This is a genomic window from Acidovorax sp. LjRoot194, from assembly GCF_964253015.1.
GTDB lineage: Bacteria > Pseudomonadota > Gammaproteobacteria > Burkholderiales > Burkholderiaceae_C > Acidovorax.
On record NZ_CAXUQB020000001.1, the window covers coordinates 703,555 to 717,607 of the forward strand.

Below are 14,053 nucleotides of genomic sequence, written 5' to 3' on the forward strand. Positions count from 1 at the left end.
TGCATCGCTTGCTTGTCTTGCCTGCGCCGCTCGCCTGCACCCTCTACCAGCGCAGCCGGCGCTGCCTTGTTGTCCCGGAGTTCCCATGCTGCGTTTCTTCCTTACCTTTGTGGTCCTGCAACTGACGCTGTTCGGCATCAACATGCTGGGCGTGGTGCAGCAGCACGTGGTGCTGCCGTGGACGGCGCTGCTGGCCCGCGCCTGTGTGGCGCTGGTCACGCTGTTCGACTCCACCGCAGCCGCGGCGGGCAAGGTGCTGTGGAACACGGTGACGGGCTTTGGCGTCTCCATCGAGCCGGGCTGCAACGGCATCGAGGCCTGCATCGTGTTGTTCGCTGCCGTGATGGCGTTTCCGGCGTCCTGGCGCCACAAGCTGGTCGGCCTGGCCGTGGGCTTCGTTGCGGTGCAGGGCCTGAACATCGTGCGCGTGATCAGCCTTTTCTACCTGGGCCAGTGGAGCACACCGGTGTTCAACTTCGCCCACGAATACCTGTGGCAGGCGCTCATCATGCTGGACGTGCTCATCGTCTGGCTGCTGTGGGTGCGGGCCGACGCGAGAGCCCAGGCCCGTGCCAACCCGGCCCCCAAGCCCGGTACTTCCGACACCCCGGCCGCCGCTGCCTGACCCCACGGAGACCCACTGCATGCGCCGCCTCACACCGCTCACGGTCTTCGTGCTCTCGGCCTTTGGCTGGATCGTGGTGCTCACCGCACTGTGGTCGCAGGTGTCCGCCTGGACGTCCTACCCCGTGGGTGTGCTGTCGCATATGGCGCTGGAGCAGGGGGCGCCGATGTGGATCCGCCAGGCGACGGTGACGCCAGGCAATATCGAGGTGGATACCGCTGTGTCGGTGCCCGTGCCGGAGCAGGGCGGACGCAGGGGAGAACTCACCGTGGAGGCCAACCCTGCGCGTTATGCCTATGGACTGCCGATCTTCCTGGCCCTGCTGTTTGCGGCGCGGGGCAAAGGGCTTGGCTGGCGCGCGGTGGCGGGCTGGGCCCTGCTGCTGCCGGGGCAAGCTTTCAGCCTCACGATGTCCCTGCTCATGCAGATCGTGATGGCCGCACAGACCAATATCCGGCTGCTGCGCGTCTCTCAATGGCAGATGGAGGCCATCATCTACGGTTACCAACTGGGCTCGCTGGTCCTGCCCACCCTGGTGCCCATCTTGCTGTGGCTGTGGCTGGATCGCCGGTTCGTCCAGGATGTCCTGGTGCGCGGCTGGCGCGATTCGCTGGCGCCATCGGCCCCCCCGCAGTCCTGAGGGCTTGCGGACTCGCGGGGGCGCTGGCAGAGCGTTCAAGTGGTGGTGGGGAGGGGGAGCGTTCGACCTCCCTATCGAAAGGGTGGGCGCCGTGGCGTGTAGCCGACCCTGAGTCTTGGCCGGCAGGCGCGGGCGGTGAGGCAAACACCGGCATTCCCGCACGCCGACAGCGCCGCAGGCGTTGCCACTGCGAGCTTCGAACGGGTATGGCCTGCGAGCTACAGCGGGCCCCCATGCCGAAGGCGCGGTGGCGCGGCGGACCAGTTCGTGTACGAAGCCCGGCACGCGGGCCGCAAAGGCTTCATGTCCCTGCTGACGTGGGTGCACGCCTGCGGCTGTGCTGGGCTCCGGCGAATCGGCGATAGTGCCAATGCCGCAAGCGCAATGCTCGCGGCTCAGGCGCCCTGCCGTGCGTTCTTGGGTCTGCTGAAGGATTCACTCTGGATCCGGTCCTACGCCCACTTGCGCGGTCCAGAGACGCCATTTCAATAACTTGCTTTAGATTTTGCCGAGCGGCAGTTAATCGCCATTTGTCGCTCTTGCCGACGGCTTTTTTGAATAAACATACTCTTTGCAAAAGCTACATTCAATATGTGCATTGGATATCGGTGCACGCTTTGTTGCAACGCAATACTTGGCATTTTGATACATGGAGTGTTTGATATGAATGAAGCAATTCGACTGGTGCCTGTTTTCGCCTTCTGATACCGATAGTTCAAAAAGTTTTCAACTTTGGAGAAAAAATGAAGAAGAGCAAAATCGACAAACTGAAAATTCTGGTGTTTTTTGCTGGAACGACTGTATCGACAATGTCGTTCGCCGTGCATGAGCGACGACAGGAAATACCTGCCATGGCTGGCACTGAGATTCACATGGAGAATGGGGAGAGCTGCACGGTAGGCGGTGTCTTCAGAAGAAGGGGCTTTTGGCAGAACATTACAGCGTACCGAAAGAATACGCGGTACGCTGTGACTGCAAGGCACTGTGTGGTGGCAAACGAAGAGGTGAGGGTGGGCCTTGGCTTCAACAGCGGGCAGTGGCTCGGGAAGGTCGTCTGGTTGGATCAGATTCGGGACGTAGCCATGGTGCGTGTGCCGCCTGACGTGACCTGGAATCACGTGTGTGTAGTCGACCCCAAATGGAACAATCCTTGCCATTTGACGTACACGACCACACCGCGTGCAGTAGGGAGGGTGATCACTGTACCCTTCGGATTACCTACATTTTCATCATTGCCTCTTGCAGGCGTGGGCTCGCCTGCACCGGGTTTGCCGTTTTGTACCAGCGGCGCTATCACCAATATCACTTGCGATTGGGTCAGTGCTCCCATTCCGCATGGTCCGGAGTCTCCACCGGAAGGCGTTGCCAAAGGGGCTATCAATACACTTCGGCCGGTACAGCCTGGTGATTCTGGAGGGGCCGTCGTGAGTACGCATAGGCTTCTCTATGGATTCATTTCTTTCAGGCAGAACCCATTGGACCCCAATCTTCCGTATTTTATGGGATACACCCCGGTTGAATATTTTCATCAGCTGCAGCCTGATTATAGTTTGGCCCCGCCTTGATGCGGGCGCACCCGTCGGCAGTCAATGGGCCTTGGATTTCGTGGGAGCGTTTCCCGTTGGAGTCTTCGAATCCGTGTGCTGACGGATTGCTCATTTCCTGATTTTCAAACACCAACGAAAATGAGATGAAATCATGATGTACAAATCTCCGAAATTATTCCTGCGCAGTGGTCTGGCAATGGCTGTGCTGGCTTGTGGAACGGCGGCTGGAAACGTCTGGGCACAACAAAATTACTTCACAGGTCTGGACCCGCACATATTCGTACAAAATATGCCTCCTCCGAAAGGGCATCCCTCGTACGTCAGGGCCCAGCAGATGCTGGATTGCCAGGATCTGCTGGATGAAATCTCCGACCTGGAATCAGCTGGTCAAGCGCGTTCCGTGCAAGACCTTGAGTTGCCGGAGGTTCAGCAAAGGATATTTTTTTTAGAGGTGCGCAAAATCCTTTGCCAGGACGTGCCGCCGGAAGACCGCCCCCTCATTCAAAAGCTGATGACGGAAGCCGCGTTGGCAGGCGATCCTGGCGCCAGAACGTTCAAGGCCGTCGAAAAACTTGTCCATGAAGAGTCGTCCAAGAAGTGGAACGATCCTGCGAGTGAAAATGCCAAAATCGCAGCCAAGGAACTTCTCGGTTTGGCCATGACGGGCGATCCAGTCGCTATGTCCTATGCCTATGAAATTACGGTCACCGACCGGTATCATCTCTATGATCCAGTAGAGTCTGCTGCCTGGAAATTGGTTTTGTCGCCAGATCCGTCTGCTGAAATGATCGATAACTACATCACGGGCGAATTATTATCAAATAATGTCTCTCCTGGTAATGTGGATCGTGAAAAGGTATTTGCCAGAGCGCAGATCATCTTTGATGCGTGTTGCGCCGTGAGGCCATAGGACGCCCATCACAATAGGGTCGGCGAACGCGAGTTGCGTTCCATGCCAGTCAGTCAAGCCCTGGCTGGCATTTTCTTTGGCGGGTACTTCACTGCGGGTTGATCGCTGGACCTCTTGCGCAAAGCTTCGGTCGGGTCGGCGTGGCGGCAGGACAAAGCGACGAGCTTTACCGAGAACCCAGTGCAGATGCGCAGTCTTCGTGCCTGCCCGGGCCAACTGCGCGCTGTGAAGCGCCCTTCACTAAAAATTCATTTGGCGATGTTTAATCGGTATTTAAATTCTTTTTGGATACTATTTTCAATGTGATGTTATTTTATCGGGGTGCTAAATTGGTGTTGTGCATTGCTCATGCACGATGTGATCGCGAACAATGTCTTAAATTCTCACAAAAGGAGTATTTACCATGAAAAAAGCAATCTATATAGTGCCCGTGCTGGCTGCTGCATTGGCTGCCCTCATGACTGCAACAAGCGCTCAGGCTTATATCTCGACCGGTGATGAAACGAGCGTGATCCACAACAATACCAATGGCTGTGTGCGTGCCTATGTGGGCGATCACATGATCGACGTACCGCCCCATTCGTCAAGCCAATTCTTTGGCGTCGGTATTGATGTCTATTATCTGGTTTCCGTCTTCCCCACCCATTTTTGTGGCAACCATGCTCAGCGAAGCATATGGTTTGGCGGGGGCTCAGTGCACTGGGTTGTGAATCCCTGAGTTTTTGATTCGGTAACACGGGCGGTGAGGTCCGAGCGTGCAACTAGCCGCCTGTCCGGTCGCCGGGCTGTGATCCAGGCAAGTCCAGCCGGAAGTCCACACCGCGCACCGATGCGGTCGTGCCGCAGTTTTCCGGCGTCAGAGCCCAGCGCAGCGCGCGCAGCCGCCTACACCGCCAGCGGCTCTTCCTGCATCGCTTCGCACTGCTCGATGAGCATGTCCACCTGCCCGCGCCAGTAGTCGCTGCTGCCGAACCACGGAAAGTTGGCCGGGAAGATTGGGTCTTGCCAGCGGCGGGCCAGCCAGGCGCTGTAGTGGATGAGGCGCAGGGTGCGCAGCGGCTCGATCAGCGCCAGCTCGCGGCGGTCGAAGCTGCGGAACTGTTCGTAGCCGTCCAGCAGGGCGCTGAGCTGGTGGGTGCGCTGGCGGCGGTCGCCGGACAGCAGCATCCACAGGTCTTGCACGGCGGGGCCCATGCGGGCGTCGTCCAGGTCGACGAAGTGCGGGCCGCCGCGGCCGTATTCGTCGAGCGGGGTCCAGAGGATGTTGCCGGGGTGGCAGTCGCCGTGCAGCCGGATGGGCGTGGCGTCTTTCAAGCCAAAAGGACTGCTACCGCCCGATGGTAAAGCGCTGGTAGCTATCAATTCAATAGCTTTGTCGCACTGGGCCTTCCACGTGGCCTGCATGTCGAGCGGGATGATCTCGTGGGCGAGCAGCCAGTCGCGCGATGCGGTGGCGAAGGTCTCCACATCCAGCAGCGGCCGGTGCACAAAGGGCTGCGCCGCGCCCACGGTGTGGATGCGCGCCAGAAAGCGGCCGATCCACTCCAGCACCTCGAAGTCGTCCAGCTCGGGCTGGCGCCCGCCGCGCCAGGGGCTGACCGAAAACGCGAAGCCTTCGTGCTGGTGCAGCGTCTGGCCGTTCAGCACCATCGGGCCCACGGCGGGCACCTCGGCGGCCATCAGGTCGGCGGCGAAGGCGTGCTCTTCGTGGATCTGCGCCTCGCTCCAGCGGCCGGGGCGGTAGAACTTGGCGACCACGCGCTGGCCGTCTTCCAGGGTGACCTGGTACACGCGGTTTTCGTACGACGACAGGGCCATGAGGCGGCCGTCGCCGTACAGGCCCACGCTGGCCAGCGCGTCGAGCACGTGGTCGGGCGTGAGCTGGGCGTAGGGGTGCAGCGGATTGGGAGAGGCGGTCGTGTCAGCGGCGCTGGGCGTGCTGTCGGGGGGCGGTCGGGTCATGCCCCATTGTCGCCGTGTGCCGGCGCCGTTCAGGCGCAGGGGTCACGCGGCCAGGGTAGGGCGGCCGGAAGCTCCTTGGCAACCACGGGCAGAGGGCGGCAACTGTTGCCCCAGGCCCCGTCCGCGCCCCGCAGGTCAGCCCGCCTGCAAGGTCGCGATGTGCCCGGTGCGCGCGTCGCCGCTGCCTGCCAGCATGCGGGTGAACAGCGCTTGCGTGGCCTCGGGCCCTGCGTGGTGCTGCACGGTCATCCAGGGCGTGGCGGGTGACTCCACGGCGCCGCTGAACTGGTTCCACGCGCCCACCAGCCGCTGGCCCAGGCCCTGCGCGCCCCAGTCGGCATTGCGCTTCTTGACCTGCGCGGGCGCAAAGAACATCACCGGGCGCGGGCCGGGCAGCTGGCCTGCGCCGCCCAGGTCCTGCACGTGGCTCGCGCCCACGGCGCAGCTGTAGGCCAGACCGCTGAAGTGCGCGTGGATGCGCTGGCGCAGGCCCACGCTGCCTGCAAAGTCGATGTACACGCTGGGTGTGGCACCGTCGATCTCGGCCTCCAGCGCGTCGTACGTCACCACGCGGTCGTAGCAGCCCAGGCTTTCGCAAAAGGCCACGTTGCCCGGCGAAGTGAGGCCGATGACCTCGATGCCGTCGCGCTGTGCGAGCTGAAAGGCCGTGCCGTACGCCGTCTTGCTCGATGCGCTGGACAGCAGCATGCGGCGCGCGCCAAAGAACTGTTGGTCGTCCAGAAAGTCGTCGATGAGCCACGAGGTGATGAACAGCGGCCGCAGCAGCGCCTGCACGTCTTCGTTGTCGGTGCGGTAGAACGGGTCGGCCGCAGCGCGCAGGTACTGGTTGTAGACCGCGTGCAGGCTGGCGCGGTGGGGCGCGCCGTCGGCAAAGCCCGCGGGCGTGATGCGGTGCGGCGACAGCACGGCCTGGTCGGCCATGGGCCAGTAGCCGTACAGGCGCTCGCCCACCGCCACGTCCGCGCACTGCGACTGCACCACGGTGCCGAAGCCCCACACCGGCACGATGCCCCAGCCTGCCTCGCCGCTGGGGTAGAACTGCCAGTACTGCAGCATCTCGCCCATGGCCGCGTAGGTGATGTTGTTGGCGGTCAGCGCGAACTGGTCGACGCGCACGCGGACCTGGCCGTCGGCCAGTGGTGCGTCGTCATTCACGGTGTGCAGGCGGGTGGTGGCCAGCTGGTCCTGGCGCACGAGGAGGGTGGTGGTGCTCATCCTCACACGCTAGCGCAAACCGCTGCACGGCTCAACCAGGCTCGGGCGCGTGGGCGACACGGCCACGCCCTGCGGTATCCGCTCGTGTCCGGCCGCGTGTGCACGCACGGGGCAGCGCACAGGGCCCCGCCCGTTTGCAGTGGCTGACTGCCAGTTTGCAGGCACGTGGTTGCCATGAAAAATAGCCGCCACCGCTTGTTGTGCAAGCGTTGGCAGCTATTGTTTTGATAGCTTTGGCGGGTGGCCGAAGCTTACAGGCTGCGCTGTGCGGCCGGTTTGTCGAGCGCCAGCACCAGGGCCAGGGCGATGATGGCCGGCAGCGCCTGGGTGAAGAAGATCTTGGGCACGGCGGTCACGCCGCCGAACACGCCGGCCACGATCACGCAGGCCAGAAAGAAGATCTTGAACAGCCGGTTGTTGGTGAACAGGCCCCAGAACAGGCCGGCGGCCAGGAAGCCGTTGTACAGCCCCTGGTTGGCCGCCAGCGTCACGGTGGCGTCGGCCAGCTCCTGGGTCAGGTTGAAGGTCTTGAGGCCCAGAGGCTTGTTCCAGAAGAACATCTCCAGCACCAGGATGTACGCATGCTCGATGGCCACCAGGGCCACCGCGATGCGGGGAATCAGCAAGCGGTTCATGGCAAGACTGGCGAGCGCACGCCAACCACCCCGCCGCGGCCGGCGTGCGGCCACCGCGGGGTCGTCGGCATGGTCTTTACACCAGCGTGATGGTCACGTCGATGTTGCCGCGCGTGGCGTTGGAGTAAGGGCAGACCTGATGGGCTGCGTCCACCAGCTTCTGGGCGGTTTCCTTGTCCAGGCCGGGCAGGCTGATGGCCAGGCGGGCGGCGATGCCGTAGGCGTTCGGGATGGGGCCCAGGTCGACTTCGGCGTCGATGGACACGTCCTGCGGCACCGGGATGCCGATCTTGCCGCCCACGGCCTTCATCGCGCCGATGAAGCAGGCTGCGTAGCCCGATGCGAACAGCTGCTCGGGGTTGGTGCCCGTGCCGGACGTGCCGGGCGAGGACAGCTTGACGTCCAGGCGGCCGTCGTCGGTCTTGGCGGCGCCATCACGGCCACCGGTCACGTGGGCCTTGGCGGTGTACAGGACTTTTTCGAGTTGCGTCATGGTGTCTTCCTTTGAGGTTGTTGCCCACAGGCGGGCGGGGAGGGAATCGATGAAAAATTGGGCCGCTGCCGTCAGCGCTGGCCCAGCCGGTCGCGCAGTTGCTTGAGTTCGGTGGTCAGGGCCGTGAGCTCGGGGATGGTGCACTGGCTGCTTTCCAGCACGCAGGGCGGGATGGCCTCTGCGCCCTGGCGCAGCGCACGGCCGGCGGGGGTGAGGGTGATGCGCACCCGGCGCTCGTCCTGCACGTCGCGCAGGCGGGCAATCAGGCCCGAGGCTTCCAGGCGCTTGAGCAGCGGCGTGAGCGTGCCGGAGTCGAGGAACAGGCGCTCGCCCAGCTCGGACACGGTGACGCCGTCGCGCTCCCACAGCACCAGCATCACCAGGTATTGGGGGTAGGTCAGGCCGATGGCTTCGAGCAGCGGCTTGTACAGCTTGGTCATCGCCAGCGAGGCGGAATACAGCGCGAAGCACACCTGGTTGTCCAGGCGCAGCAGGGCTGGGCTGGGGGTGTCGGTGGTGGGTTTGCTGCGGGCCATGGAGTGAATTGTGCGGCGAATTTGAATTGTGCGCAATTCAATTGTGTAATCTTTTGTTGCCGGTGCGGTTTTGCGGCCGGGTCTGCCGGTGGGCGGGCGAAGGTGCTATTCACGCACGGCGCGCGTGCGGGTGCAAGCCGCGAATGACCGAGGCTCGGGCCAAGGCCGGGGTGAGGGCCCAGGCCGTGGGCCGTTCAGCGGCCGGTGAAGCGGGCAGGCCGCCGCTCCACGAACGCGCGCACGCCCTCGGCCGCGTCTTCGCTGTTGGAGAGCTGCTTTTGCACCGGGATGAAGTCGGCCACCGCGGCGGCCTGCCCCTGCTCGATGGCCTTGAGCACATTGAGGCGCGTGGCCACCACGGCGCGCGGCGCCTGGGCCTCGATGCGGCGGGCGATGGCGATGGCCTCGTCCAGCACCTGCGCGGCGGGCACCACCTTCTGCACGAAGTTCAGGCGGTACGCCTCGCTGCTGCCGAACTCATCGGCGGTCAGCAAATGCAGCAGCGCGTTGCCCGTGCCTGCGCGTTCGGCCATGCGCAGCGTGGCGCCGCCCGTGGCCATGATGCCGCGCTGCACCTCCATCTGCGAGAAGCGGCAGTCGTCCGCCGCGACCACGATGTCCGCGCCCAGCATCAGCTCGATGCCCACCGTGAAGCAGATGCCCTTGACGGCCACCACCATGGGCTTGGTGCGGCGCCGGTAGCCGGGCAGGCCGTAGTCGTGCGGCTCCACCAGGCCCTCGGGGATGGCCTTTTCGCCGCGCTGCATGTAGGCGCTGACGGCGGGCAGGTCCAGGCCCGCGGTGAAGTGGTCGCCGAACGCATGCAGCACGCCCACGCGCAGTTCGGGGTCGTCGTCCAGGCGCGTATAGGCCTCGGCCAGTTGGCGGAACATGGGCGGCGTCCAGCCATTGCGCTTGGCCGGGCGGTTGATGCCGATGAGCAGCACATGGCCGAGCACCTGGGTGTCGATGCAGCCCTCGGGCGGGGGCGTATTGGGTGTGATGGGGGTGATGGTGTGAGCGCTGGCGGGCATGGACATGGCTTGGTGTCTCCTTGCCCGCCATTGAAAACGCTATGAAACCCGAGCGCCGTCCCGCGTGGGACAGCGCTCCGTGAGGCGCAGGATCATCGACTTGCGCCACTGCGCTCGTCACCGACGCGTACCAAGCCAGTGCCACCGTGGAACTGGCTTTGCCAGGCCACCGGTGGCGTCCCCTCTGGGGGATGGCGCGAAGCGCCTCAGGGGGATCAATAGGTATAAACGCCGCGCCCGGTCTTGCGCCCGAGGCGGCCGGCCGCGACCATCTCCTTGAGCAGCGGGCAGGGGCGGTACTTGCCGTCGCCGAACTCGGTCAGGTACACGTCCATCACGGCCAGGCACACGTCCAGGCCGATCATGTCGGCCAGCGCCAGCGGGCCGATGGGCTGGTTGCAGCCGAGCTTCATGCCCGCGTCGATGTCCTCGGGCGTGGCCAGGCCTTCGGCCAGCACGAAGAAGGCCTCGTTGATCATCGGCACCAGGATGCGGTTGACCACGAAGCCGGGCGCATTCTTCACGGTGATGGGGCTCTTGCCCAGGGCCTCGGCCAGGGCCTTGACGGCATCGTGCGTGGCGTCGCTGGTCTGCAGGCCGCGGATGATCTCCACCAGCGCCATCATCGGCACGGGGTTGAAGAAGTGCATGCCGATGAACCGGTCGGCGCGGCTGGTGGCAGCCGCCAGCTTGGTGATGGAGATCGAAGACGTGTTCGATGCGATCAGCACCTCGGGCGCCACGATGGCGTCCACCTGCTTCAGGATCTTGAGCTTGAGCTCGTAGTTCTCGGTGGCGGCCTCGATCACGAGCTGGGCGGCCTTGAGGTCGTCGTAGCTGGTGGAGGTCTTGATGCGCGCCAGCGCCGCATCCTTGTCGGCCGCGCTGATCTTTTCCTTCTTGATCAGGCGGTCCAGGCTGCCGGCCACGGTGGCCAGGCCCTTTTGCACTGCCGCATCGGAGATGTCGACCATCACCACGTCAATGCCCGACACCGCGCAGGCCTGCGCAATGCCGTTGCCCATGGTGCCCGCGCCGATGATGCCAACGGTCTGAATCGTCATATAGAGAGCTCTCTTCAAAGTGAAACGGATGGACGGGATGGTAAAGCGAATCGCACGACCGTTCGGTTATCGTGCCCTGGCGTGGATCGCCCCGCCCGTGTGCAGGGGTGTGCGAACCGCCTTTCACTCTACACAACCGCCCGCTGCACAGCAGGGCGGAGGAGACAGACACCATGTTGTTCGACTACATCGTCATCGGCGGCGGCTCGGCGGGCTCGGTGTTGGCCGGCCGGCTGACCGAAGACCCCGCCGTGCGCGTGTGCCTGCTCGAAGCCGGCCCGGCCGACAGCAGCGTGCTCATCCACTGCCCGGCGGGCCTGGCGGTGATGGCCAAGTTCGAACTCAACGGCTGGGGCTTCAACACCACGCCGCAGCCCGCGCTCAACAACCGCCAGGGCTACCAGCCGCGCGGCAAGGTGCTGGGCGGCTCGAGCTCCATCAACGCCATGGTCTACGTGCGTGGCCAGCAGGCCGACTACGACCACTGGGCGAGCGAGGGCAACCCGGGCTGGGGCTGGGACGAGGTGAAGCCGTACTTCCTGAAAGCCGAGCACAACGAGCGCGGCGCCGATGCCTGGCACGGCCAGGGTGGCCCGCTCAACGTGGCAGACCTGCGCAGCCCGCACCGCTTCAGCCACCTGTTCACCCAGGCAGGCGTGCAGGCCGGCCACCCGCACAACACCGACTTCAACGGCGCCACGCAAGAAGGCGTGGGCCTGTACCAGGTCACCCACAAGAACGGCGAGCGCCACAGCGCATCCAAGGGCTACCTCACGCCGCACCGGGCGCGGCCCAACCTGCAGGTCATCACCAGCGCCCACGCCACGCGCATCCTGTTCGAAGGCCAGCGCGCCGTGGGCGTGGAATACCGCCAGGGCGGCGCGCTGCACCAGGTCAAGGCCGCGCGCGAAGTGCTGCTGAGCGCAGGTGCGCTGCTGTCGCCCCAGCTGCTGATGCTCTCGGGCGTGGGCCCGGGCGCGCAGTTGCAGCGGCATGGCATCCCGGTGCTGCACCACCTGCCCGGCGTGGGCGCGCATCTGCACGACCACCCGGATGTGGTGCAGGTGCTCGACGCACCCAACCACCGCGACCTTTTCGGCCTGTCGCCCACCGGCATGCTCAACGCGCTGCGCGGCATTGCCGAATGGCGCCGGCACCGCACCGGCATGCTGACCACCAACTTCGCCGAGGCGGGCGGCTTCATCAAGAGCGACCCCACCGAGCCGGTGCCCGACCTGCAGCTGCACTTCGTGGTCGGCAAGCTGGTGGACCATGGCCGCAAGACGGTGCTGGGCCACGGCTACTCGGCCCACGTGTGCCTGCTGCAGCCCAAAAGCCGCGGGTCCGTCACGCTGGCCAGCCAGGACCCGATGGCGCTGCCGCTGGTGGACCCGCGCTTCCTGTCCGACCCCGACGACATGCAGCGCATGGTGCGGGGCTTTCAGCGCCTGCGCGAGATCCTCACCCAGCCCGCCCTGGCGCAGTACGGCGCCCGGGAGCTGCCTGCGTCCGCCGGTGCACAGACCGACGCGCAGATCGAGCAGTTCATCCGCCAGTACGCCGACACCATCTACCACCCCGTGGGCACCTGCCGCATGGGGCCGGGCGTGATGGACGTGGTGGACAGCGCGCTGCGCGTGCACGGCGTGGCAGGCCTGCGCGTGGTGGACGCGTCCATCATGCCGCGCATCGTGAGCGGCAACACCAATGCACCCACGGTGATGATTGCCGAGAAGGCCGTGGACCTGCTGCGCGCCGCCGCGTGAAGGGCTGACGGCACACCGCGCGGGTGCCTGCGCCCGCGTCGTGGTGGACTGCCGGGCTCTGCGTCAGGCCTTGAAGCGCTTGCGGGTGAGCGCCAGCGCCACCCAGAACGCCACCACCGTGGTCACCACCAGCACCAGCCCGTGGCGCCAGGGGTGGGCGGGCCACTGGTCCATGAACAGCGGGCGCACCAGCTCGACCGCGTTGGTCAGCGGCAGCCAGTCGGAGATGGCGCGCACCACGGGCGGCAGCTGCTCGCGCGGGAAGAACACGCCCGACAGGAACATCATCGGCGTGAGCACCAGCGTGAAGTAGTACGTGAAGAAGTCGTAGCCCTTGGCCAGCGCATTGAAGATGAGCGCGATGCTGGAGAACATCACGCCCACGAACAGCAGCACCGGCCACGCCACCAGCAGCTTGGGGCTGTGGCTTATGCCCAGCGCCAGCATCACGCACAGGATCGCCGACACGGTGAACACGGCCTTGAACGCGGCCCACAGCATCTCTGCCAGCACCACGTCGTCCAGGCTCACGGGGGCGTTCATGATGCCGTCCCAGGTCTTTTGCACATGCATGCGCGAGAAGGCCGAGTACAGCGCCTCGAAGCTCGCCGCATTCATCGCGCTCATGCAGATCGAGCCGCTGGCCAGGAACAGGATGTATGGCACCTGCGTGGTGGTGCCCCCCGCACCGGCCACGTTCAGCTGCCCCACCAGGGCGCCCATGCCGTAGCCAAACGCCACCAGCCACATCAGCGGCTCGGCGATGTTGCCCACCAGGCTGGGGATGGCCAGCTTGCGCCACACCAGCAGGTTGCGCAGGAACACGGGCCACCAGCGGGTCGACAGGTGCGGCGGGCGCCAGGGAGAGGGCTGGGGCGGCGCGTCGGCGATGCCGTGGGTGGGGGACGGAGGTGTGGTCTGCATGCGCCTATTGTGCTGTGTCGATCCCGCCGCCGCCAGCACCTGCGCAGCAGTGCCGCGGGCGGTGCAGGCATGGGCATTGCTTGTGGCTGGGGTTCCTGTTCCAGCCCTTTCACACCCCCTGAGGAGACCGCATGAACCGCACCGACGTCACCGAAAAGATCATCAGCACCAAGGTCGCCAAAGGCCTGCAGTGGCACGCCATCGCCAAGAAGGTGGGCCAGTCCAAGGAATGGACCACCGCGCTGTGCCTGGGCCAGATGACCGCCACGCCCGAGCAGGCCAAGGTGCTGGGCAAGATCTTCGGCCTCTCGTCCGAAGAGCAGAAGTGGCTGCAGGTGGTGCCGTACAAGGGATCGCTGCCCACGCCCGTGCCGACCGACCCGCTGATCTACCGCTGGTACGAGGTGGTGAGCGTGTATGGCACCACGATCAAGGAGCTGATCCACGAGGAGTTCGGCGACGGCATCATGAGCGCCATCGACTTCAGCATGGACATACAGCGCGAGGCCGACCCCAAGGGCGACCGCGTGAACGTCGTGCTGTCGGGCAAGTTCCTCCCGTATAGGCAGTATTGACCCCCTGAGTCGCTTCGCGCCTTCCCCCAAGGGGGACGCACCCGGTGGCCTGGCGGAGCCAGTTCCACGGGTGCACTGGCGTAGAGCGTGCCTGTGTGGAGTGCGG

15 protein-coding genes are annotated in these 14,053 nt (G+C 64.7%); 7 read left to right on the forward strand and 8 right to left on the reverse strand.

Going from position 1 to position 14,053, the window contains the following annotated elements:
- Positions 1-85: 85 nt before the first annotated feature.
- The 5 genes from xrtH to ACSQ3N_RS03335 all read left to right on the forward strand — a co-directional run bounded on the left by xrtH (position 86) and on the right by ACSQ3N_RS03335 (position 4,440).
- Positions 86-625, forward strand: a complete 540-nt coding sequence (gene xrtH / locus ACSQ3N_RS03315) for an exosortase H (protein WP_056164252.1) — start codon at positions 86-88, stop codon at positions 623-625.
- A gap of 19 nt (positions 626-644) precedes the next feature.
- Positions 645-1,265, forward strand: coding sequence for an exosortase H-associated membrane protein (locus ACSQ3N_RS03320; protein WP_436145577.1), 621 nt, complete (start codon positions 645-647; stop codon positions 1,263-1,265).
- A 743-nt stretch (positions 1,266-2,008) separates the two neighbouring features.
- Positions 2,009-2,830, forward strand: a complete 822-nt coding sequence (locus tag ACSQ3N_RS03325) for a hypothetical protein (RefSeq protein WP_156370505.1) — start codon at positions 2,009-2,011, stop codon at positions 2,828-2,830.
- A 133-nt stretch (positions 2,831-2,963) separates the two neighbouring features.
- Positions 2,964-3,722 carry a hypothetical protein gene (locus tag ACSQ3N_RS03330; protein WP_436145578.1) on the forward strand — a complete coding sequence of 253 codons (759 nt, stop codon included), beginning with the start codon at positions 2,964-2,966 and terminating at the stop codon, positions 3,720-3,722.
- Between the two features lie 403 nt (positions 3,723-4,125).
- The gene (locus ACSQ3N_RS03335; protein ID WP_436145579.1) at positions 4,126-4,440 is read left to right on the forward strand and encodes a hypothetical protein; all 315 of its coding nucleotides are present in this window, start codon (positions 4,126-4,128) and stop codon (positions 4,438-4,440) included.
- Positions 4,441-4,607: 167 nt separating this feature from the next.
- On the opposite strand, the gene ACSQ3N_RS03340 is transcribed toward ACSQ3N_RS03335, so the two are convergent.
- The 7 genes from ACSQ3N_RS03340 to ACSQ3N_RS03370 form a co-directional block, all read right to left on the reverse strand.
- Complete coding sequence (locus ACSQ3N_RS03340) at positions 4,608-5,684, reverse strand: serine/threonine protein kinase (protein ID WP_436145580.1); 1,077 nt, start codon at positions 5,682-5,684, stop codon at positions 4,608-4,610.
- 135 nt (positions 5,685-5,819) lie between these two features.
- Positions 5,820-6,920: a DUF2855 family protein gene (locus ACSQ3N_RS03345; RefSeq protein WP_436145581.1), complete on the reverse strand. Its 1,101-nt coding sequence runs from the start codon at positions 6,918-6,920 to the stop codon at positions 5,820-5,822.
- Positions 6,921-7,171: 251 nt separating this feature from the next.
- Positions 7,172-7,555, reverse strand: a complete 384-nt coding sequence (locus ACSQ3N_RS03350) for a DUF1304 domain-containing protein (RefSeq protein WP_396505070.1) — start codon at positions 7,553-7,555, stop codon at positions 7,172-7,174.
- 76 nt (positions 7,556-7,631) lie between these two features.
- Positions 7,632-8,048, reverse strand: coding sequence for an organic hydroperoxide resistance protein (locus ACSQ3N_RS03355; protein ID WP_056409762.1), 417 nt, complete (start codon positions 8,046-8,048; stop codon positions 7,632-7,634).
- A 71-nt stretch (positions 8,049-8,119) separates the two neighbouring features.
- Entirely contained in the window at positions 8,120-8,584 is a 465-nt protein-coding gene (locus tag ACSQ3N_RS03360) for a MarR family winged helix-turn-helix transcriptional regulator (protein WP_056409759.1), read from the reverse strand.
- A gap of 194 nt (positions 8,585-8,778) precedes the next feature.
- Positions 8,779-9,618 (reverse strand): crotonase/enoyl-CoA hydratase family protein, encoded by an 840-nt coding sequence (locus tag ACSQ3N_RS03365; protein WP_436147911.1) that lies wholly within the window; start codon positions 9,616-9,618, stop codon positions 8,779-8,781.
- Between the two features lie 215 nt (positions 9,619-9,833).
- A complete protein-coding gene (locus ACSQ3N_RS03370; RefSeq protein WP_436145582.1) occupies positions 9,834-10,682 on the reverse strand; it encodes a 3-hydroxybutyryl-CoA dehydrogenase in 849 nt (282 codons plus the stop codon).
- A 176-nt stretch (positions 10,683-10,858) separates the two neighbouring features.
- Here ACSQ3N_RS03370 and ACSQ3N_RS03375 point away from each other — a divergent pair, with 176 nt between their 5' ends.
- Entirely contained in the window at positions 10,859-12,448 is a 1,590-nt protein-coding gene (locus ACSQ3N_RS03375) for a GMC family oxidoreductase (RefSeq protein WP_436147912.1), read from the forward strand.
- 63 nt (positions 12,449-12,511) lie between these two features.
- Here ACSQ3N_RS03375 and ACSQ3N_RS03380 read toward each other — a convergent pair whose 3' ends face one another.
- Positions 12,512-13,372 (reverse strand): ABC transporter permease, encoded by an 861-nt coding sequence (locus ACSQ3N_RS03380; protein ID WP_056164278.1) that lies wholly within the window; start codon positions 13,370-13,372, stop codon positions 12,512-12,514.
- Between the two features lie 131 nt (positions 13,373-13,503).
- Here ACSQ3N_RS03380 and cynS point away from each other — a divergent pair, with 131 nt between their 5' ends.
- Complete coding sequence (gene cynS / locus ACSQ3N_RS03385) at positions 13,504-13,947, forward strand: cyanase (protein ID WP_436126139.1); 444 nt, start codon at positions 13,504-13,506, stop codon at positions 13,945-13,947.
- The last annotated feature ends 106 nt before the right edge of the window (positions 13,948-14,053 follow it).